Annotated in this window: 18 protein-coding genes and 2 pseudogenes; 14 read left to right on the top strand and 6 right to left on the bottom strand. The window is 48.9% G+C overall.

Translation table 11 applies throughout. The features are described 5' to 3' along the window. Positions 1-20 precede the first annotated feature (20 nt). From lgt to D0C16_RS14205, 9 genes are all read left to right on the top strand, one after another. Positions 21-872, top strand: coding sequence for a prolipoprotein diacylglyceryl transferase (gene lgt, locus D0C16_RS14245; RefSeq protein ID WP_151032965.1), 852 nt, complete (start codon positions 21-23; stop codon positions 870-872). 27 nt (positions 873-899) lie between these two features. Continuing rightward, complete coding sequence (locus D0C16_RS14240; protein ID WP_151032964.1) at positions 900-1,739, top strand: thymidylate synthase; 840 nt, start codon at positions 900-902, stop codon at positions 1,737-1,739. 57 nt (positions 1,740-1,796) lie between these two features. Next, complete coding sequence (locus tag D0C16_RS14235; RefSeq protein WP_151032963.1) at positions 1,797-2,327, top strand: dihydrofolate reductase; 531 nt, start codon at positions 1,797-1,799, stop codon at positions 2,325-2,327. A 268-nt stretch (positions 2,328-2,595) separates the two neighbouring features. Next, complete coding sequence (locus D0C16_RS14230) at positions 2,596-3,378, top strand: DUF3450 domain-containing protein (RefSeq protein ID WP_151032962.1); 783 nt, start codon at positions 2,596-2,598, stop codon at positions 3,376-3,378. Continuing rightward, on the top strand, positions 3,375-4,748 hold the full coding sequence (locus tag D0C16_RS14225) for a MotA/TolQ/ExbB proton channel family protein (protein ID WP_151032961.1): 1,374 nt from the start codon (positions 3,375-3,377) through the stop codon (positions 4,746-4,748). The genes D0C16_RS14230 and D0C16_RS14225 overlap by 4 nt, the downstream gene beginning before the upstream one ends. A 10-nt stretch (positions 4,749-4,758) precedes the next feature. Continuing rightward, on the top strand, positions 4,759-5,286 hold the full coding sequence (locus D0C16_RS14220) for a MotA/TolQ/ExbB proton channel family protein (protein ID WP_151032960.1): 528 nt from the start codon (positions 4,759-4,761) through the stop codon (positions 5,284-5,286). A 55-nt stretch (positions 5,287-5,341) separates the two neighbouring features. After that, positions 5,342-5,746: a biopolymer transporter ExbD gene (locus D0C16_RS14215; protein ID WP_151032959.1), complete on the top strand. Its 405-nt coding sequence runs from the start codon at positions 5,342-5,344 to the stop codon at positions 5,744-5,746. Positions 5,747-5,751: 5 nt separating this feature from the next. Next, positions 5,752-6,378 carry an energy transducer TonB gene (locus D0C16_RS14210; protein ID WP_151032958.1) on the top strand — a complete coding sequence of 209 codons (627 nt, stop codon included), beginning with the start codon at positions 5,752-5,754 and terminating at the stop codon, positions 6,376-6,378. Positions 6,379-6,389: 11 nt separating this feature from the next. Further along, entirely contained in the window at positions 6,390-7,763 is a 1,374-nt protein-coding gene (locus tag D0C16_RS14205) for a hypothetical protein (protein WP_151032957.1), read from the top strand. Positions 7,764-7,889: 126 nt separating this feature from the next. Here D0C16_RS14205 and ilvD read toward each other — a convergent pair whose 3' ends face one another. Then, positions 7,890-9,734 carry a dihydroxy-acid dehydratase gene (gene ilvD, locus D0C16_RS14200; RefSeq protein ID WP_151032956.1) on the bottom strand — a complete coding sequence of 615 codons (1,845 nt, stop codon included), beginning with the start codon at positions 9,732-9,734 and terminating at the stop codon, positions 7,890-7,892. 170 nt (positions 9,735-9,904) lie between these two features. Between ilvD and D0C16_RS14190 the strand changes: the two are divergent. Beyond that, positions 9,905-11,094: pseudogene (locus tag D0C16_RS14190) on the top strand (acyltransferase family protein). Positions 11,095-11,248: 154 nt separating this feature from the next. Here the strand turns inward: D0C16_RS14190 and D0C16_RS14185 are convergent. The 5 genes from D0C16_RS14185 to D0C16_RS14165 all read right to left on the bottom strand — a co-directional run bounded on the left by D0C16_RS14185 (position 11,249) and on the right by D0C16_RS14165 (position 16,354). Further along, positions 11,249-11,707, bottom strand: a complete 459-nt coding sequence (locus tag D0C16_RS14185; protein WP_151032953.1) for a GNAT family N-acetyltransferase — start codon at positions 11,705-11,707, stop codon at positions 11,249-11,251. Positions 11,708-11,730: 23 nt separating this feature from the next. After that, positions 11,731-13,047 (bottom strand): amino-acid N-acetyltransferase, encoded by a 1,317-nt coding sequence (argA, locus tag D0C16_RS14180; protein ID WP_151032952.1) that lies wholly within the window; start codon positions 13,045-13,047, stop codon positions 11,731-11,733. A gap of 58 nt (positions 13,048-13,105) precedes the next feature. After that, positions 13,106-14,260, bottom strand: coding sequence for an acetylornithine deacetylase (gene argE, locus D0C16_RS14175; protein ID WP_151032951.1), 1,155 nt, complete (start codon positions 14,258-14,260; stop codon positions 13,106-13,108). A 124-nt stretch (positions 14,261-14,384) separates the two neighbouring features. Further along, the gene (locus tag D0C16_RS14170; protein ID WP_151032950.1) at positions 14,385-15,659 is read right to left on the bottom strand and encodes an inorganic phosphate transporter; all 1,275 of its coding nucleotides are present in this window, start codon (positions 15,657-15,659) and stop codon (positions 14,385-14,387) included. Between the two features lie 17 nt (positions 15,660-15,676). Continuing rightward, positions 15,677-16,354: a TIGR00153 family protein gene (locus D0C16_RS14165; protein ID WP_151032949.1), complete on the bottom strand. Its 678-nt coding sequence runs from the start codon at positions 16,352-16,354 to the stop codon at positions 15,677-15,679. 230 nt (positions 16,355-16,584) lie between these two features. On the opposite strand from D0C16_RS14165, the gene D0C16_RS14160 reads away from it, so the two are divergent. The 4 genes and pseudogenes from D0C16_RS14160 (at position 16,585) to D0C16_RS14140 (ending at position 22,276) form a co-directional block, all read left to right on the top strand. Further along, positions 16,585-18,354 (top strand): GspE/PulE family protein, encoded by a 1,770-nt coding sequence (locus D0C16_RS14160; protein ID WP_191968494.1) that lies wholly within the window; start codon positions 16,585-16,587, stop codon positions 18,352-18,354. Between the two features lie 86 nt (positions 18,355-18,440). Continuing rightward, positions 18,441-18,988 (top strand): annotated as a pseudogene (locus D0C16_RS14155) (heme NO-binding domain-containing protein). A gap of 5 nt (positions 18,989-18,993) precedes the next feature. Continuing rightward, a complete protein-coding gene (locus tag D0C16_RS14145; protein WP_151032945.1) occupies positions 18,994-21,417 on the top strand; it encodes an ATP-binding protein in 2,424 nt (807 codons plus the stop codon). Next, positions 21,407-22,276 (top strand): response regulator, encoded by an 870-nt coding sequence (locus D0C16_RS14140; protein ID WP_151032944.1) that lies wholly within the window; start codon positions 21,407-21,409, stop codon positions 22,274-22,276. Before D0C16_RS14145 ends, D0C16_RS14140 begins: the two co-directional genes overlap by 11 nt. Positions 22,277-22,278 lie beyond the last annotated feature (2 nt).

Raw genomic sequence — 22,278 nt, 5'->3', positions numbered from 1 at the left:
AGTTAGATTTTCAGGTGTTTATGCTGCAGTACCCAGATATCAATCCTGTTGCCTTTACGTTGCTCAAAGACCCCATACATCTCGGCAATGTCACGCTTGGCCCGTTGAGCGTGCACTGGTATGGCGTTATGTATCTGCTGGCCTTTCTGAGCGCCTGGCTAATTGCGGTTTATCGGACTCGGATGCCGAACTCACCCGTGACCAAGGTGCAGGTTGAAAATTTAATTACCTATGGCGCTTTCGGGGTCATCCTCGGAGGGCGTTGTGGCTATGTGCTTTTCTATAACTTTGACAAGTGGCTACAAGACCCTCTATGGCTGTTGCGTGTATGGGAGGGCGGTATGTCATTTCACGGCGGCTTAATCGGCGTCATAGTGGCGATGGTTATCTATTCCCGTCGAATTAATCGCCCGTTTACCAGTGTGATGGATTTTGTCGCACCTATAGTGCCGTTGGGCTTGGGCTTTGGTCGCATGGGTAATTTTATTGGTCAGGAGCTCTGGGGGCGTGTAAGCGACGTTTCTTGGGCGATGGTGTTCCCGAAAGCTATGGACCCCGTTGGCGTTGCGCGCCACCCAAGCCAGCTTTATCAGGCATTTCTTGAGGGGCTGGTTCTTTTCATCATTGTTTTCTGGTTTTCAGCCAAACCAAGACCCCGTTGTGCGACTTCAGGTGTGTTTTTAATTGGTTATTCGCTGTTCCGTTTCGGCGTAGAGTTTGTGCGCGAACCGGATCAGGGAATAGGGTTTGATTTATTGGGTTGGATGACGCGTGGGCAGCTGCTCTGTGTGCCTATGTTTGTATTAGGTGTTGGCTTGATTATTTATGCCTACGGGTTTGCGGCTAAATCCGGGCAATCGCAAAAAGTGTAAGAAAATTTAGAGAGCGAATTTGAGCGAATGAAACAATATCTTGAATTGATGCGGGATGTGGTTGAAAACGGGATTCAGCGCGGTGATCGCACTGGTACGGGGACTCGCTCGGTGTTCGGGCGTCAGCTGCGTTTCAATCTCAACGATGGATTTCCTCTGGTCACCACTAAAACGGTCCACCTAAAAAGCATTATCGTCGAATTACTTTGGTTTCTGCAGGGGCGCACGGATGTGAATTGGTTGCAGGAGCGTGGATGTAGTATCTGGAATGAATGGGCCACCGAAAGCGGCGATCTTGGACCTGTATATGGTAAGCAGTGGCGCAGTTGGGCTTGCCCGGACGGCTCTACTATCGATCAGATTTCCCAGGTTATTGAGCAGATTAAAAAGAATCCTTATTCTCGCCGACTCATCGTCAGCGCCTGGAATCCGGCCGATTTACCCGATGAGTCAATGAGTCCTCAAGACAATGTAAAGCAAGGGCGAATGGCGCTTGCGGCTTGTCATACACTGTTTCAATTTTATGTGGCGGAAGGAAAGTTGTCTTGCCAGCTTTATCAGCGCAGCGCGGACTTTTTTCTTGGGGTCCCTTTTAATATCGCCAGCTATGCCCTGTTGACGCATATGATTGCGCAGCAGTGTGATCTCGGTGTGGGGGATTTCGTTCACACCTTTGGTGATTGCCATTTGTATAACAATCACATTACAGACGACATAGTTTACGAACAATTAACACGCAAACCGAAAAACTTGCCTACACTTAGAATTCTTCGAAAACCAGGGTCGATTTTCGACTATGAACTGCAAGATTTTGAGTTCGAAGGTTACCAACCCCATCCGCGTATAGTTGCGCCTATTGCCATTTAGTGGTGTTCGTTGGTTGTTGGCATAGATAAGTTGTAAATAAGAAGGCGAAGACTCTGCATGAAATTGGCCATCATAGTCGCGGCTGCCAGAAATGGTGTTATTGGCCGCAATAATCAATTGCCGTGGCATCTTCCGCAGGACCTTAAATATTTCAAGGCTGTTACTTTTGGTAAGCCCATCATTATGGGGCGCAAGACTTATGAGTCTATTGGTCGCCCTCTCCCTGGAAGGACGAATATAGTTATAACTCGTGATCCGGATTGGTCTGCGGCCGAAGGAGTGATTGTTGTGGATTCGATTGCGAAAGCGGTGCTTGAGGCTGGCAAGGCGTCCTCTGAAGTAGCAGGCGCAAAAGCTGAGGCGGTGATTATTGGTGGCGCCGAGATTTATCGTGCAACCCTCGATTCCGTTGATACCGTGTATTTAACTCGCATCAATATTGACTGTGAAGGGGATGCATTCTTTCCTGAAATGTCCGATGTGCAATGGAAACTTGAGTCGGTAACGGCGGGCGATGCTTCTGCAGAGTTGCCACATGAGTTTCTTGTATTTCAAAAGCAGCCAACAGCGAGTAGGGAGTCTGCGTAATTGCTGCCGGTGCAGCAATAAAGGTTGGCGCACAGATTAAAAAGAATTTTTGTGTTACCGGTGCACTTATTGAAAGCAATGTCGTGTTACCGGGTTGATACCAAAATACACACGTAAAAAGCTTAAGGATAAATCATTGGAAGTAGGTGATAGCGCTTATTACAATGCCGGCGTTCTTAGCTGCCCCGTTTTTGGGGCTACGTGGATAACGCGTCTGTGACAGCTGGTTGTCACAAACTCACTTGATTGAAACCCAGTTGGGGGGATTATGAAAAAGCAGCGATTGAAAGCAGTGGCTATTACCACCATGCTTTCTGCCGGCGCGCTAATGGGAAGCGTTGCCATGGCAGATCAAAGTCTGGATGCAGTGCTCCAGGCGGGCCAAGCCAAAACAACTTTGGCGCAAGAGTCTCAAAAGCGTATCGACAGACTGGCTCAGGAAACTGACGATCTGACGCAAGAGTTTAAAAGCCAGAACAAACTGATCGACGATCTGCGTGTTTTCAACGCCCAAATGGAAAAGCAAGTTGCCAAGCAACTGACCGTGGTTACTGAGCTGGATCAATCTATTGAAAAAGTGACTGTAATTGAGCGTCAAATTCAGCCATTAATTTTCCGTATGCTGGACAGCCTCGAGCAATTCGTAGCTCTGGATAAGCCTTTCTCTCTAGACGAGCGTAAAGATCGTATCGCTATGCTGCGTACCAATCAGGATCGCGCTGATATCTCCGTATCTGAAAAATTCCGCCAAGTGCTCGAAGCTTACAAAATTGAATCTGCTTACGGCAGCACTATCGAAGCGTACAAAACTACTTTGTCGATAGACGGGCAGGATCGTGAAGTTAACATTCTGCGTGTTGGACGTATTTCTCTGATGTATCAAACTACAGATGCTCAATCCAGCGGCTACTGGGATTCCGCTCAAAAAGCGTGGTTGCCTTTGGATGCGTCTTATAACAGTGAAATTCTTAAAGGCTTGAAAATTGCCCGTGATCAGGCAACCAAAGATATTATGACTATGCCTATTCAGGCTCCGGAGGCAGCACAATGAAAATGAAGTTTGTTAAAAGCTGCTTGATGCTCGCTGCTGCTGGTGTAATGAGTGCTAGTTTTGCGGTCGCGCAAGATAAGGCGCAGTCTCTTGACCAGTTGTTGGATATGGTAAAAAAATCCCAAATCAGTGAGTCTGCTGAGCATAAGCAACGTGAAGCTGAGTTTGCACGCGATAAAGCGGGTCAAGCAAATTTATTGGCTCAAGCTAAAGCAACCCGTCAAGCCGAAGAGGCTCGCTCACAAGCGTTAGAGAAAAAGTACGCTGAACAGCAATTACTGGTTACCCAAAAGAAAAATCAATTGACTGAGCGTTTGGGCTCAATGCGCGAGCTTTTTGGTCACTTGACCTCGACTGCTGGTGACTTGCGCGCGACGTTGGAAACCTCTCTGGTGAGCGCACAGTTGCCGAATCGTGGTGACTTCTTGGATACATTGATCGAAAAAATGAACGGCAGTACCCAGTTGCCAGACATCGAAGAAATTGAGCGTCTGTGGTACGAAGTTCAACGTGAAATGGTTGAGACTGGTCGTGTGGTTAAGTTCACGGGTAATGTTGTCAAGCCAAATGGCGAGTCTGCATCGCAAGAAATCGTTCGTGTCGGTGCTTACAATTTGGTTTCAAATGGCGCTTACTTGAGCTATGCAGATGGCAAAATTGAAGAGTTAGCTCGTCAACCTGATTCAGCTATGCTCCAGTCTGCTAGTGCATTGCAAAGTGCAACATCAGGTGTGGTTGACTTAGGTATCGATCCAACAGGTCCTGTTGGTGGTCAATTATTGTCTGCGCTGATTCAAAAGCCGACATTTAAAGAATATTTGGATCAAGGTGGTTCAGTAGGCTGGGTAATTGTTTACGTAGGCATTTTCGGTATTTTGTTGGGCTTGTGGCGCATTCTTGTGCTCTTCGCAATGAGTGCAAAAGTTAAATCGCAGCTCAAAAATTCAGCGAACCCTAATACTAACAATCCGCTGGGTCGCGTATTGAAAGTTGCGCAGGAAAATAAAAATGTTGACGCTGAAACTTTAGAGTTAAAACTCGAAGAAGCCGTTTTGAAAGAGCGTCCAGCAATCGAAAGTGGTTTGGCGATTCTTAAAATTATCGCTGCAGTTGCTCCTCTGCTGGGTCTGTTAGGTACAGTAACCGGTATGATTACTACCTTCCAGGCGATTACCATCTTCGGTGCTGGTGATCCTAAAAACATGGCAGGCGGTATCTCTGCAGCATTGATTACTACTGTTCAGGGCTTGTTAGTGGCTATCCCAATGGTTCTGATGCATACGTTGGTAAATGGTCGTGCGAAGTCAGTAACTCATGTATTGGATGAGCAAACGACGGGTATTATTGCTGAAAACGCTGAGCGCAAGTAGGAGATAAACCATGCAGGCTTTAGTGGATGCTCTTAGCCCTCTAAAAGCTTTCTTGGATCAGGGTGGCTTTGTGATGTATCTCATCGCCGCCCTAACTTTTGTAATGTGGGTACTCATATTTGAGAGAGTGCTATTTTTCAAAGGTGGTCTGAGAGGTGAGATTCAGGGGCAATTAAATATTTGGGAATCCAGGAAAGAACGCAAATCTTGGAACGCCCACCAAATTCGTATGGCGATGATTTCGCGTATGGATGGAAAGATTAGTGAAAACCTGGATTTTATTGCAGCAATGGTTGCCATTTGCCCTTTAATGGGATTGCTGGGTACGGTTACAGGTATGATCGACGTGTTTGGTGTTCTCGCAAATACGGGTGGTGGTGATGCCAAGTCTATGGCTGGCGGGGTTTCTAAGGCAACGATTCCCACAATGGCGGGAATGGTTGCTGCGATCTCTGGTGTGTTTGCAAACACCTATTTAACCCGTGTCGCAGATAGCGAAAAGGCATTGTTTGCAGACCATTTAACTATGGATCACTGATTGTAGTGATCCGTAGTTTGGTCGAGAAATTTAACCTGTATGAAAGAGATGTCTCATGAGCAGGAATAATCCAAAGCGTGAAGAAGAGGCTCAAGCAATTGACCTGACGCCCATGTTGGACGTCGTGTTTATTATGTTGATCTTCTTCATCGTTACTGCAACATTCATCAAAGAAACCGGCAAAGACGTAACGCGACCCGATGCTATTACGGCAGATGATAAGCCCAATGCGAGCATTCTTATTGCGGTGGGTGCTGACAACGAAATCTGGATTGATAAGAAAAAAATCGATCCGCGAAATCTTCGTCAAGCAATCGAGCGTATGCGTGCAGACAACCCAAAAGGGGCAATCTCTATTCAGTCGGATAAAGATGCTGACTTAAAATTTGTGGTTGAAGTGGCTAATGCTGCGCGCAAGGCTGGCGTAACTGACGTAAACGTTTCTACTGAGAAGAAATAGCAGCTATGAATCCTACTAAAGTAACCATAGCGGGAGTCCTCGGGGTAATAACCACGTTGGGGCTCCTGTACTTGATGAATAGTCTGGTAAACACTGAGTTTGCTCCTCCAGATGAAACAAAATCTGTGAAGATTCCAGATATTCGCATGAGCAACACAAAAATTGAAACTCGTATGGACGACGCGAAGCCGGAAAAGCCTCAAGAACCAGAGACTCCTCCTGATTTGCCTGAACCTGAGTTCGATGCTCCTGATGTATCTGGTGACGCATTAAATATGAGCGCACCCATTGCGAAGGCTGATATTGATGTAGGTGGTAATTCTTTGGCGTTTAGCGAAGGCGAGTATTTGCCAATCGTTAAAGTGCCGCCGGAATACCCAAGCACTGCGCTGTCTCGTGGCATTGAAGGTTTCTGCACAGTTGTTTACACCGTAACTGAAACCGGAACCACGCGCGATCCGCAGCCAATACCTGACCAATGTATTACCAAAGATGGCAAGCCAACAACTGTATTTAACCGGGCATCTGTGAAAGCAGCGCTGAAGTTCAAATACAAGCCGAAAGTAGTGGATGGCAAGCCGGTTGAAGTGCCAGGTGTTAAAAACAAATTCACCTACGAGATGCAAAAATAAGGGGAAATGAAATGAAACATGTATTTCCTGCCGTTTCAGTTGCTCTTAATCGCACTCTGTTGGCTGGTTTGATTGCTGTATCACCGGTACTTGCAAATAATCTGTTATCTGCTGTTGGTTCAGGTGTGCAGGTATCTGTCGCGCAAGCTCAGATAACTGCGAAGAACAAGCACGCAGGGGAAGCACAGCGTAAGTTTCCAAACGTTACTGAGTCATTCGGTAAGAAAATTACCGAAGCTTCAAACTTTCTTCAGCCGCAAGATGAGTCAGTTAAGCCTGATCCGCGTAAAGCGATGCAAATGTTGAAGGATATGGAAGCAAACTCTGGCAAGGCGAACGCATACGAAAAGGTATTGTTGAATCAATACATGGGTTATGCCTATCTCGGTGTTGAGGATTATGCTAAAGCGATTGATAGCTTTAACAAAATGCTCGCATTGACTCCCAATATGCCACTGGCTACAGAAGCATCGACTATCCGTATTGTCGGTCAGTTGTATTCTCAGCTCGATAATCCCAAAAAAGCATTGGAAACTTTGCTGAAGTGGACCGAGTATGCGGACAAGCTTAAGCCAGAAGACTCGTACATGTTTTCCACTCTGTATTATCAGTTGGAAGATAATAAAAATGCTCTGTTGAATATCAACGAAGCAGTAAAAAATCAGGAAGCTGCCGGTAAGGTTCCAGCGGAATCCTGGTATGTTTTACAGCGTGGTTTGTATTTTGACAAAGAGGATTACAAGAGTGGCTTGGTGGTTTTGGAGAAGCTGATTAAGCATTATCCAAAGGCGCCTTATTGGAAGCAGTTGTCACAGGTTTACCGCATGTTGGATCGCTCAAACGATGCATTAAATGCGCTAGAAACTTGTTACCTGATGGGTGGCTTAACCACTGAGAAAGATATAGTGAACTTGGCTTATTCTTTCCTGGAGGCAGAGGTTCCCTATAAGGCCGCTAAAGTACTCAAGAAAGGTATTTATACTGATAAGCTCGTAGAGCCAACCGCTAAAAACCTGAAAACCTTGGCCGATTCTTTGCGTCTTGCACAAAACTCAAAAGAGTCGTTGGTTGAGTATGAGCGTGCTGCCGAGAAATCAACCGACGGTGAGCTGATTATTGGTTTGGCGCAAGCTTATCTGGCAAACGATAAATACAAAGAAGCATCCAAGTGGGGGCGTGACGCCCTGCGTAAAGGTGGAATCAAGCGTGTTGATTACGCCAACCTGACTGTCGCGCAAGCTGAGTTTGAGTTGAAGAATTTTGATGAAGCTATCAAGTTCTTTAAAGAAGCAGGTAAAGATGCTCGCTCATCCAAGATTGCTGCACAGTGGATTACCTTCTGTGAAAAAGAAAAGCAAAAGCAGGAAATAGCAGCGAAAGAGTAACCAAGTTGCAATTATCTGAAGATAAAATAAAAAAGCCAGCATTATGCTGGCTTTTTTATTTTTCAAAACACAGAACCCAACAAATAAAAAACGCTGCCATTGCCTAATGGCAGCGTAAGAAGAGCTTTAGTCCAGTTTGCTCAAATCGCGCACAGCACCCTTGTCTGCGCTGGTTGCCAACATCGCATAGGCTTTCAATGATGCAGAAACCTTACGCGGACGAACTTCGCTCGGTTTCCAGGCCAATGGGCCTTTGGCATTTTCGGCGGCACGGCGGGCATCCAGTTCAGCATCGGTCAGTACGACATTAATACTGCGGTTGGGGATGTCGATGCGAATGATATCGCCGTTCTGTACCAAACCAATCGCACCACCAGCCGCTGCTTCGGGCGATACGTGGCCGATGGATAAGCCCGAGGTTCCGCCAGAGAAACGACCGTCAGTCAGCAACGCGCAGGCTTTACCCAAGCCTTTGGATTTCAAGTAACTGGTGGGGTAGAGCATTTCCTGCATTCCCGGCCCACCTTTCGGGCCTTCATAGCGAATCACCACAACATCGCCTTCTTTGACTTTGCCGTCGAGGATATCGGCAACCGCTTTATCCTGGCTTTCTACAACGTAAGCTTTACCTTCAAAAACCCAGCAGCTTTCGTCAACACCGGAGGTTTTTACAACACAGCCATCGAGTGCTATGTTGCCTTTGAGAACGGCCAAGCCACCTTCTTTGCTGTAGGCATTTTTAACGGAGCGAATACAACCTTCGGCGCGGTCACCGTCAAGTGTCGGCCACCGAGTTGCTTGGCTAAAAGCAACTTGCGTTGGAATGCCGGCGGGGCCTGCTTTGTAGAATGTCGCTACAGCTTCAGACGACGTACTGATGATGTCCCACTTATCCAGGGCTTCCTGGAAAGTTTTGCTGTGTACCGTCGGCAATTGGTTGTGCAGCAATCCACCGCGATTAAGCTCCGCGAGAATGCCCATTACGCCACCAGCGCGGTGCACGTCTTCCATATGATATTTCTGGGTATTGGGGGCAACTTTGCACAACTGCGGTACTTTGCGGCTCATGCGGTCTACATCGAACATGGTGAAGGGCACTTCGCCCTCCTGCGCAGCAGCTAGCAAATGCAGGATGGTATTGGTTGAACCGCCCATGGCGATATCGAGTGCCATGGCGTTTTCATAGGCTTCAAAAGTCGCGATGGAGCGTGGCAATACGCTGTAATCATCTTCTTCGTAGAAACGCTTGGTGATTTCCACGATGCGGCGACCGGCTTCAAGGAACAACTGCTCACGGTCAGCGTGGGTTGCCAGCAAGGAACCGTTGCCAGGCAGGGATAAGCCCAGTGCCTCGGTCAAACAGTTCATTGAGTTGGCGGTAAACATGCCTGAGCAAGAGCCGCAGGTTGGGCAGGCAGAGCGCTCATATTCATTGACCTTCTCGTCGCTGGCGTTGTCGTCTACTGCAATTACCATCGCATCAACAAGATCGAGCTTGTGCTCGGCGAGTCTGGTTTTACCGGCTTCCATCGGCCCACCAGATACAAAGATCACTGGAATGTTAAGGCGCATTGCGGCCATCAGCATACCGGGGGTGATTTTGTCGCAGTTGGAAATACACACGATGGCATCGGCGCAGTGGGCATTAACCATGTACTCGACCGAGTCGGCAATAATGTCGCGCGATGGCAAACTGTAGAGCATGCCGTCGTGACCCATGGCGATACCGTCATCCACGGCAATGGTATTGAATTCTTTGGCGACACCGCCGGCCTTTTCAATTTCGCGCGCAACCAATTGGCCCAAATCTTTCAGGTGAACGTGACCGGGAACAAATTGGGTAAAAGAGTTGGCAACGGCGATAATGGGCTTTTGGAAATCGTCATCTTTCATGCCCGTTGCACGCCACAAGGCGCGGGCACCGGCCATATTGCGACCCGATGTTGTGGTTTTGGAGCGATAAACAGGCATAAGGGACCTCGAGCTAAAGCGGCGGATGCTAATTTTTGCTTTGAAACAGGTGTATCTTAACAAAAAAAGATTGCCCAGGGGCTGCTGATTAGTTGTTTGCGGGACTTCAAAAGATATCACTGCTGTATGGGTTGCATATAAAATGCCGCATTGGCCTTAGCTAGTTGCTGGTGGATCCTGAGGGGGAAACATTGATATACATTATCGCGAGCCTATTAATTGTATTTGGGATCGCTCTCTTGCATTTGCTGCTCGTTAAGTTGCCAGAAAGGTTTTTTGATTCATGTGCTGAAAACAGTGGTCGTTATCCAATTATTGACGGCTTAAGAGGATATTTAGCTATATCCGTTTTCATTCACCATTTTGTCGTTACATGGTATTGGAAGGTTGGTGGCGGATGGGGGCGTCCGCCCGAAACATTTTTCCATAACTTAGGGAAAGTTGGTGTAATCCTATTTTTTGTTACGACCGGATTCCTGTTTTCAACTCAGCTCATTCGAAAAAGGTATCGAGTAAATATTCACGATTTAATCGTGTCTCGTTTTTTTCGTATTGTTCCGCTGTATTTTTTGTGGTGTGCGCGCTAATTGTTATTGTTTTTATTGAAAGTAACTGGGAGCTCCACGTTGCCCCTAAGATTTTGCTGTCCGAAATAAATAAATGGATATTATTTAATGGAGAGCTAATAAATGCATTCCCTGAAACGCGAAGAATTATCGCAGGCGTAGATTGGACCCTCAAATATGAGTGGATTTTTTACAGTGCTTTACCCCTTCTGGCTTTTGGGGGGCGTTGTATTGGGAAGTTAATGGCGTTAGCAGTAGCTGTTGTTGTTGGAGTTGTAACGGCTCAGGATTTAATGATTGGAGTGATAAAGTTAAAGTTTACGTTTTGCTTTTTTATGGGCTGGATGGCTGCAATTTTGATTGATCAAAAATGGATATCAGGCTTGGTATTGATGTATAGATCAGGCGCAAGTCTGCTGGCGCTTATATGCTTGGTGTGCGGGTGTCTTGTTGAAACGTATTCCTTTGCGCAGATGCTTATTTCCGGAGTGGCGTTTATTTTATTGGCGTCTGGAGCGAACCTATTTGGTTTGCTTGAGTTGAAGGCAAGCAAAATTTTAGGTGATTTGAGTTTTGGGGTTTATCTTTTGCACGGAATGCTTTTGTATGTGGCGTTCACTGTTTTTGATGCTGTTGATTTTTCTCTTATTGGGTATCCATTCTATTGGGTTATTTTTGTTTTTATGTTGATTGGGGTTGTTGGGCTATCCGTTGCGGCTCACTTGTTAATTGAGCGTCCCTTTATGCTGATCGGTAAGCGGATGAGATCGATTAAAAATTCTCTTGGTTCATAATATTTCTGCTTTATCGAGGGGTATCGTCAAGTCTGTAAGCGGTGAGTTTCAATAAATCCGCGATTGTTGTCATTAACATTGGTGTTAGTTTTTGTGTTGCTGTTCTTGGGATCAAATTCCATGTGACACACCATAGGTTAAGTAGTGTGCAGTACTAGTAATCCAATTGCATAATGGTGACGGGCGTAGTGCGATAATTTTCTTGAGTGAGTACCTTCCAGCCCAACTTCGCATAGAAACCGGCTTGATCCGGTGTAAACAGATAAAGTCGTTCGAGCTGTTGTTGGCCGGCAAAATCCATTAGCGCTTGAACCAGCTTTTTTCCGAGTCCAACCCCGCGTTGATCTTCCCGAATGTACACACTGGCAAGCCAGGGAGTTAACTCCGGATGGCTATCCATATCGGCTTCCACCAACGCAGCTGTTCCCAATACTACATCGCCATCAACGGCAATCAACATTGAAGGAATTGGCTTGTCAGCGATATACCGTTGCATGCGTTCAATGCGATATTCCAGAGTCTTGCCTGGATTCAAATAACCCCACTCATCAAAATGCCAGCGCGCGATGGTGGGGATATGTTGTGGGGCAAGACGCAGATCAATAATTTCCATAGCTATTTTTTCGAAATGAAAAACTACACGAGTGATTTAATAAATATTTTGGAGTTGCGCTGATAGTTGTAGAGCAGCTGTCTCTGTACGGGTAAATCATCCAGCTTGCCCTGCACAAAACCCTGCTCGATAAACCAATGCGCCGTCTGCGTCGTCAGTAAAAATAATTGTTTGATTTTTTGCTTGAGCGCCTGTTTTTCAATTTGCTGCAATAATTGCGCGGCGCGCCCGCCGTTGCGATATTCAGGGTGGGTTGCAACACAGGATAGTTCTGCCATTTTCCCGTAGGGATAAAGGGCAGCGCAGGCGATAATAGCGCCATCTTTTTCCATTACGTGAAATTTATTAATTTCAGTTTCCAATAATTCACGCGAGCGCCGCACGAGAATGCCTTGTTCCTCCAGTGGGCGAATCAAGTCGAGAATGCCGCCGACATCATCAATGGTGGCCGGGCGCAATTGCTCGTAGTGGCCCGAGTAAATCATGGTGCCCAATCCGTCGCGCGTAAATAATTCGGTGAGCAGGGCACCGTCAGTGCTGTAGCTCACCAATTGTGCACGTGGTACGCCTTGCAGGCAGCTTAAATAACTGGCGCTAATGGCCTGTTGTAAATCGAAACTGATTTCTTCGCCATTGTCATTCAAATAGTTTTTGCATTCGAGCAACGATAATTGACGAATTAAAGTGCCCTCTTCATCGGTAATGCCATTGCCTTCAACAAAGGCGAGAAATTTATCCGCTTTTATCGCGGTAGCAACATGAGTCGCCACATCGCTAAATGACAAATTGAAAATTTCACCTGTTGGTGAATAAGCGAGAGGTGAGAGCAACACTACCGCACCGGAATCCAGCGCAGCATTTAACGATTTTGTGTGCACTTTGCGCACTTTGCCGGTGTGTTGCAGGTCTATACCGTCGATTACACCGTGCGGCATGGCGACGACGAAGTTGCCGCTAATGACTTGCATGTCCGCATCGTGCATCGGGGAGTTGGGCAAACTTGTGGACAGCGCCGCTTCCACAATAGTGCGCGCTTCACCAATGGCTTGAATAACCAGATGTAAACTTTCCGAATCTGTAATGCGCAAATTTTTATGGAAGTTGCTGTAGGTATCTGCTTCCTGAAGGCGCGCATCAATTTGTGGACGTGCGCCGTGCACGAGAACCAGGCGCACATCCAAACTGCACAGCAATGCAATGTCGTGCACGATATTGTGGAAGTTAGTGTGTGTGATGGCTTCGCCCGGCAGCATCAACACAAAGGTTTTGTCGCTGTGTCTGTTGATATAAGGCGTCGAGTGGCGGAACCATTTAACGTAGTCTTGGGTGTTGGCTGGCACTTTGATGTTCTCAAAATTAATGTATAACTGAAAAACGCTGTTTAGGTATTGTAAAAAGTTACAAACAATATTTTTCAATCAATCGTCGCACAATGTTGATCGCTGGTTCGATCTGGTCGAGTGGAATAAATTCATCGGGTTGATGGGCCTGATTAATGGAACCCGGGCCGAGGATTAGCGTCTGCATTCCCAGCTGTTGCATAAACGGCGCTTCAGTGGCGAATGCGACCGTATCGGCGCGATTGCCAGTCAACTCTTCGCAAACTTTTACCAGCTCGGCATTTTCGGCTTCGCCGAATGGGTCAACGCCATCAAATAGCGATGAAAAAACAATATCGGTTCCACTGATTTCTGCAATAGGTTGCAAGCGCTGGTGGATAGTTGCGCGCAAGTCGTCGTTATCCATCCCAGGCAATAACCGTAAATCAAAATGCAATTCGCACTCGCCGCAAATTCGGTTGGCGCCGTCACCGCCGTGAATACAACCTAAATTCAATGTGGGGGTTTGCACGGCGAAACCGGGGTCGCGGTATTTTAATTGCAATTCGCTGCGCAGTTGCAGCAGTGAACTCATCACCTGATTCATAGCTTCGAGCGCATTGTTACCCAGCGCCGGGTTAGATGAATGGCCGCTCTTGCCGCGCACACGAATGGCTTCCATCATGATGCCTTTATGGGCGCGGATGGGAACCAGCCCGGTGGGTTCACCGATAACGGCGTAGCGTGGTTTGAATCCCGCAATACCTTCCTGCGCGAGCGCGCGAGCACCGCTCATGCTGCTCTCTTCATCGGCGGTGGCTAACACGATCAATGGATGCTTGAAGGGTTTATCCAGATAGGGTTTTACCGCCGCCATAATCACGGGGAAAAACCCCTTCATATCGGTAGCGCCCAGACCGTACAACTTGCCATCGCGCTCGTTGAGTTGGAATGGATCGGATTGCCAGCGGTTCGCGTCGTAGGGAACGGTATCGCTGTGGCCCGCCAATACCAAACCACCATCACCGGTACCGAGGCTAGCAATCAGATTGGCTTTGCCGGATTCGCCCAGTGGCAGCACACGCGTATTAAAGCCCAAGTCGCCGAACACGTTGGCGAGATAGTCGATAACCTTTTGGTTAGACATGTCCCATTCGGGCAGGCCGCAGCTAACCGAGGGTATGGCCACCAATTGCTGGAGATGGTTGATATAACCTTTGGAATCAAAACTCATGGATAACACCTTGCTATGGATGAGGTGTTATCGATCATTGACTGCAAAAATGCAAGCGAAGGCTATCGACAGATATTAAAAAACCGGGCTTGGGTTAGTCCGGTTTTAAGTTGAGTGTTATTGATCAGCCAAACAGGCCTTTGAAAAAGTAGAAAAACAAAATCGACAAACCGGCACCGGCGGGCAGGGTAATTAACCAAGACGCAAAAATACCGCCAATAACCCCGATATTTAGCGCACCTATACCGCGTGCCAAGCCCACGCCCAATACTGCACCTACCAGGGTGTGGGTGGTGGAAATTGGTAAGCCTAGACCTGAAGCAATTACTACCGTTGCAGCGGCAGACATCTCGGCGGCAAATCCGCGGCTGGGGGTTAGCTCGGTAATTTTTTTGCCGATGGTGATCATCACTTTGTAGCCGTAGGTGGCAAGGCCCGCTACTATGCCCAGCGCGCCTAGTAATAAAACCCACGAGGGTACTTGTGCCTTGGCTTCGATGGCGCCCACATCCAGTACGCTGATTACGGCGGCCATTGGACCTACTGCGTTGGCGACATCATTGGAGCCGTGAGCAAAGGCCATGGAGCAGGCGGTAAATATCATTAACACCCCGAATACTTTTTCCACACTGGCAAAGCGGTTGGCTTTGTCGGCCGCCGGATCCGGGGTAATGCGGCTGAGCATATATACTCCAATTCCGGCTACCAGTATCCCAATCAAGGTGGCAACAAACATGGCTTCGATAAAACTGAATTGCACATCATGAGCCTGAAGTACATATTTAAGTCCCTTCAAAATTGTCACCATTGAAAGGAAAAATCCCACGGCAAACATGTAGAAAGGAATGTAGTGCTTGGCATTAGTAAAGGGATCGTCGGTGCTAAGGATGAGTCGCTGCACTGAGCGGAAAATCCAGAATGAGATGACGCCGGCGATCACGGGTGTAATGACCCAACTGCCAACAATTCCCCAGACCTGGCTCCATTGCACCGCATCGGCGGAGATCCCCACGGCGGCGAAACCGATAATTGCACCCACAATCGAGTGAGTGGTGGACACCGGCCAGCCAAGGATACTCGCGATCATTAACCAGGTGCCGGCTGCCAGCAGTGAAGAGAGCATGCCGTAGATAAACAAATCCGGGTGACTGGTCATTACGTCCAGTTCGACGATTCCGCTGCGGATGGTTTCGGTCACCTCGCCGCCGGCCAGATAGGCGCCGGCAAACTCGAAAACCATCGCCACCAAAATTGCTTGCTTCATGGTGAGTGCGCGAGCGCCCACTGAGGTGCCCATGGCATTGGAGACATCGTTGGCGCCAATGCCCCAGGCCATAAATAAACCGAAGACACAGGCGAGGATCAACAGTGTCTGACTGTGTTCTGCTAAAAGGGTCATGGGTATATTCCTGGAAACTAGCGGGCCAGTAGCAGTTGCAAACGACCGCCGACATCGTGGGCGCGGTTGGAAATGTCACCGACCCAATCAATGGTGTTGTAGAGGAACATTACATCCACCGGTGGTAATTGCGCTTCCAGCGCGAAGAGCGAGGTACGCACGCCGATTTCAAGCTTGTCGGCCTTTTCTTCCAGTTCATCCAACTCTTTAATCATGTTTTCTACTACGGCCAATTCGCGGCCGCTAAAACCCGTTTCCAAGAGTTCGTCGAGTTCGTTAATGGCCACCAGCGCCTGCTCGGCAGCGGCGACACTCGCGCGTACAAACTCATTCATCTGCGGGCGCATAATGGTGGGGATGCTCATACGCCGCCCCATGATGATGCCCACAATGTCCTTCGCGCGGTTGGCGATGCGATCTTGCATGGTGAGTAGTTCCAGCAGGTCAGTGCGCGGCACCGGCAGGAATAGGCTTTTGGGCAGATGCAGGCGCAGTTGCTTTTTTATTTCATCGGCTTCGTTTTCATACTTCACCACCATTTCCTGCAGCGCGCGCGCGCGCTCCCAGTCATCGCTGGTAATCGCTTCAAAGAAATGCACCAGCTCGGCCGCGCCCTTTACCGCCAGTGCCATATGCTCCTGGATCGGCTTAATCGGTGAGCGGCCAAACAAATTCGACAGGTTGGCAAACGGCATGAAAATCCCTCCGGATAAAAAGTGTGCGCAGTATAGAAAGATCACCCGATCAGGTCACCTTGGTTTGTGACATTTTTGTGACAGTGATGCATTCTTCTGCGGGTAGTGGCTGGCCCATAGATAATAGATAGCGGCCGCTAAAATGCGAGCAAGTGATGGCACAGGCAGACGCTCTTCTTCGCAACCGCTACAATCCTCTGCAGATATAACACTAACAGGGTTAAAGAATAATGGCGCAGGTGCTGGATAGGGTTCTCGATTTACGCGGATTAATTAGCGATCTGGTGGCGGATGGTCGCATGAAGCAAATGGATGCCAATGTGCTGCTGGGTGCATCGCGCACGCGCGAGCAAGCCATCATGCATCCGCTCGCCTATATCGCCACCCAGAATTTGGATGATGTCCAGCGCCCCGGTAAAACCCTGGATGGTGAAACCCTTACCGAGTGGCTCGCCACCAAGGCGCGTCTGCCGCTGTTCCATATAGATCCGATGAAAATCGACGTGGCCAAATGTACCGAGGTAATCAGCTACGCCTTCGCCAAACGCCATGGAATTTTATGTGTACAAGTCAACCAGGATCATGTGCTGGTGGCTTGTACCCAACCATTTATGGCGGGATGGGAGCCACAAGTGGAGCACGTGGCGCGCCGTACGGTTAAGCGTGTTGTTGCCAACCCGGCCGATATCGAACGCTTTATGGTGGAGTTCTACACACTGGCGCGCTCGGTGTCCGGTGCCAGTGGGGCGACTTCCTCGTCGGCGATTACCAACTTCGAGCAGCTGGTCGAACTGGGTAAGGCGAGTGATCCTGACGCTAATGATCAGCATATCGTCAAGATTGTGGACTGGTTGCTGCAGTACGCTTATGACCAGCGTGCGAGCGATATCCACATAGAACCGCGCCGTGATGTGGGGCGCATTCGCTTTCGTATCGATGGCGTACTCCATTACGTGTATGAATTGCCGGCCAATGTTGCTACCGCCGTCACCAGCCGCTTCAAAGTGTTGGCGCGAATGGACATCGCCGAGAAGCGCAAGCCGCAAGATGGGCGTATCAAAACCCGGCGCAGCGACGGCAGTGAAATCGAATTGCGTATGTCTACCTTACCCACCGCGTTCGGCGAAAAACTGGTGATGCGGATATTCGATCCGGAAGTATTGCAGCGCAGCTTCAGCGATTTGGGTTTGGTCGGCGATGACTACGCGCGCTGGAATACCATGCTTAATCGTCCCAACGGGATTTTGCTGGTAACCGGCCCCACCGGTTCCGGTAAAACCACCACGCTTTACTCGTCACTACGACAAGTCGCCACCGATGAAGTCAATGTCAGCACCATAGAAGATCCGATCGAGATGGTGGAAGAGCGCTTTAACCAAACCCAGGTGCATCACAAAATCGGGCTGGACTTTGCTGCCGGTATCCGCAGCCTGATGCGGCAAGATCCGGACATTATTATGGTGGGCGAAATTCGCGATCTGGAAACGGCGCAGATGGCCGTTCAGGCCGCGTTGACCGGGCACTTGGTGTTGTCGACGGTTCACACCAATGACGCTCCTTCCACCGTTGCACGTTTATTGGATTTGGGAATTCCCTCGTATTTAATCAATGCAACCTTGCTCGGGGTTATGGCGCAGCGGCTGGTACGCACTTTGTGCCCGCATTGCAAAGAAGAGGGGCAAATTAGCCAGGCAGATTGGCAGGAGTTGGTCGCGCCCTGGAAGGTGCAGGTGCCGGCTAAAGTCTATCGCCCGGTGGGATGTTTGGAGTGTCGTAATACAGGTTATATGGGCCGGCAGGGTTTATATGAAATTCTGGTGATGTCGGAATCGCTAAAAGAGCGAGTCACGCCCGATTGTAATTTGCAGGATATGCGCCGTCAGGCAATGAAAGAAGGCATGCGAACCTTACGTTTATCCGGGGCGCAAAAAATTGCGGCGGGATTAACGACGATGGAAGAGGTATTGCGCGTTGCGCCGCCGCCGGAAAAAGCGGGTTAAGATTTTTTAAACGCCCGGATGATAAAAATGTGCCTTCAAAGTGAATTCAATTGACTAAGCTTTAATCATTTCCGCAACGATGAGTGATGGCAATGAAAGGAATAGTGTTCACCGAATTTATGAGTATGGTGGAGCAGAGCTGGGGCATGGATATGGTCGACGACCTTATTGACGCCACTAACCCACCATCAGGAGGAGCCTACACCAGTGTTGGAACCTACGACCTTAGCGAGCTATTAGCCTATGTGTTGGAACTGTCCCGGCGTTTCGATCTGCCGGTGCCGGTGCTAGTGAAAGCATTTGGGAATTTTCTCGCTAAGTCGTTTGTAAAAAAGTTTCCGGTATTTTTTGCCGAGGCAACAACCACGTTTGACGTGCTGCGCGAAGTTGATAGACACATTCATGTCGAGGTAAAAAACTTTACCCCGACGCTGAGTTGCCCGTTTTCTATTACCACGATATTGATGAAAGTCGGCTGCAACTTACCTACGAATCCTCTCGCAATTTGCCGGACTTGGCTGAGGGATTGATCGAAGGTTGCGCCAACCACTTCAATGAGCAACTGCAGATCGACCGCGTTGCAGTTTCTACGCCCTTAAACCAAGTTATATTTACCATTACCCGCTTGGGGTGACAATCGTGCCGGGCGATGAACTTGATCGGTTGAATAATCGGCTTGAGCGCGAGCGGACTGCCCGATGTGCCGCTGAAGAACTTCTGGAAAGCAAAAGTCGCGAGTTGTTTGCGCTCAATAATGAATTGCGCAAGTTGGTAGATGAGCGCGAAGCGCAGGTTCTTGAGCGAACTCGCGAGTTGGAAATTGCGCGGGACCAGGCCTTGGCAAATTCAAGGGCTAAGAGTCAATTTCTGGCGAACATGAGCCACGAAATGCGCACCCCTCTGAACGGAGTGCTGGGGATGCTGCGTGCGGCGAGCCAGGTCTCCGATGTAGATCGTCAACAACACTTACTGAATACCGCCCTCCATTCCGGTCAACTTCTGCTTGCTTTGATCAATGATTTGCTCGACGTCGCGCGTTTTGAATCCGGTGAAGTACAACTTGCCCCGGTTGCCACTGACCTCGCCCTGGCGCTCGTCGGCGTGATGCCATCATTTGCGCTGGAGGCCGAGCGGCGCGGCTTGGAGTTCGTGTGTGATATCGCTCCGGATTTCCCTGCGTTGGTCGAGTCGGATGACCTCCGGGTCAAGCAATTGGTATGTAACCTGGTTGGCAACGCCGTAAAGTTTACGCACCAGGGCTTTGTTGCGGTAAGCCTTGCGTACCGCGAGGATTCTCTCGTCGAAATTCTGGTTCGCGATACCGGTATAGGTATTGCGGCGGAGTATTTGGATTCCATTTTCACCCCTTTCGTGCAGGCGGATTTATCAATTACCCGTAATTATGGTGGCTCTGGATTGGGGTTGTCGATTTGCAAAAAAATTGTCGATGCCATGGGTGGAAGCATCTCGTTAACGAGCGAGGTGGGACGAGGCTCCAGTTTTTGCGTGCGATTTCCCGCGGAATTATTGGCGCCGACTGAATTGCGAAACTGCCTGAGCAATCGCCCGGACATTCGTGTGGCATTGGTTGTACAAGGAGCGCAGTTGTCGGAGCATTTGCGTGCGAGCCTCCCGTTACTTGGCTTAGTGGAAAGTCAGGTCGTCAGCGATTGGCATCATCTGAATTGGGATGTCTTGCAGCAAGTCGCGGCACCCTGGCTAATTCTGGATGGTCGTCTGGCGTCCCGTATCAATTCAGCCGAGTTGATGGAATGCAAGCGCCGCTGCCGTGATTTAAAACTGATCGCACTTGAAATGTCCGGTGCAAACGCCAGCTTTTCGTTTCGTGTTGATGGCTATTTATTTCAGCCTTTGATTTTACACTCGTTAGTCGGCTGTATTTCCGGTCGAGGTATTGACGAGGCATCTCGCGCTACTGAACGGCCCTTGTTCAATGGGCAACATTTGCTGGTGGTTGATGACAACAATACAAATTATCAGGTCATAGCCAGTTTGCTTGAGGAAAGTGGTTTGCGACTTTCCTGGGCGGAAAACGGCGAGCTGGCACTGGCAGTTTTTGATTCCGACCCACCCGACTTTGTGTTGATGGATGTACAAATGCCAATCATGGATGGCCTTACCGCAACTCGTCGGATTCGCGCATTGCAAGACGCGCGCGGGCGCGTTCCGGTGGTGGCGATGACTGCGCACGCCTTTGAGGAGGATCGCGAAAAAAGTGTAGCAGCCGGCATGCAAGACCATCTTACCAAGCCCGTGGAACCCGACCAGTTATTTGATGTTTTGCGCCGTTACTTGTCTGTCGTTACTTCCAGCTCGGCGGAAGCTATTACCATGGGGCTGTCAGAATCCGTCGCGGTGTCTGCGCCGGTCGCCGATTCCGGGCAATTTGCCACCGAGGTACCTGAAGGGCATGCGTACCCAGGGCTGGATATAGCTGGCGCTCTGGCGCGCTCTGGCGGCAACTGGCCGTTGCTGCGCAAACTAATTCGGGGGGCCATCACCTCTCAGGAAGGTTCCGAGGATGAGATGGCCACCCTGTTGGCTGAAGGGAATTTGGAAAGTCTTCGGCAGCGAGCGCATAAAATAAAAGGGACGGGCGCCACCCTGGGCGCAACACGTTTGGCGGCGGCAGCGGCGGCTATCGAGCAGTCGATCAAAGAGCACCTGGAACCTTCATTGGCAATGTTCCAGGAATATTATTTTGCGTTGCGAGAACTGCGAGCGTCAGTGGAATTATTTTCACGGAGTGAAGCGCGCGAAGAACCCGCACAAAGTACATCACTTGAATTTACTGCAATACGCCAAATAGGTGACTTGCTGGATGTTATTGAAAAAAATTTGACGGTTAACTTGGGACTGGTAAAGCAGTCGCTCGCCCAACTTACCCAATTGGTAACGAGCACTTTTCTAGAGCCGATAGTCCAGCAACTTAACTCGGCATTTGATCAATTTCGTCGCGCGGATATGCGGATTCTTATCGAACAATGTCGCGCACAGTGTGTGAATCTACTATCGGAAGAGGAGTCTCGGAATGACCAGTAATGACCCGATGATACGTGTGATGATTGTTGATGACTCCCCCGAGCTTATTCATATGTTGCTTGAGGATTTGCAGGGAGAATTTGCCGTAACGGCGGCGTTAAACGCTGAAGAGGCGTTGCAGCTACTGGCGGATTCGGAGCGGCCAGACATCATATTGCTGGATATTAATATGCCAGGAATGAATGGTTATGAAGCGTGCGAAGTGATTAAGAGTGACCCAGCGCTGGTCGATATAGACGTGATATTTCTGTCATCAAACAATTCTACCGAGGAGATTGCACGCGGCCTTGCCGTGGGAGGTTCAGACTATTTGGTGAAGCCCTATAGTTCTTCTGTATTGAAAACCAAGCTGGCCCACGCACAGCGTCTGCGCGAACAGCGATTGCAATTGCGGGCCGAAGCGAAAAATGCCAACGATTTGGTAATGACGGTGCTGAGCGAAACTGGCGCACTTGGCGTGGTTGTGAATTTCTTGCGCAGCAGCCTTGCAAACGAAACCTCCGCCCAATTGATGTCTGGCTTGCTAGAAGCCTTGAGCAATTATGGTTTAAATGCAGTCGCTTACTTTAAGGCGGGCGATATCCTCGAATGTAACGCCACGCATGAAATCAGTTCGATGCTTGAGTTGGAGTTGATTGAACGTATGCATGGCAGCGATCAATCACTAACCAACATCGGCAATAAATTTCTTCTGGTGCAGCGTCACTGTGTGTTACTGATAAAAAATATGCCTGCCGACGAGGTGAAACGCGGAGCGCTTCAAGATAATTTGCAAATTATTTTGGAGGGGGGTAAATGCAAAATTAAATTATTTTTTAATTCAACAACGACAGGCCGGCAGACAGCAGCAACTTATTAATG

It is taken from the genome of Cellvibrio sp. KY-GH-1, assembly GCF_008806975.1.
Classification (GTDB): Bacteria; Pseudomonadota; Gammaproteobacteria; order Pseudomonadales; family Cellvibrionaceae; genus Cellvibrio.
The sequence above is the reverse complement of the archived record's forward strand: the minus strand, read 5'-3'. Positions and strand labels throughout refer to the sequence as shown.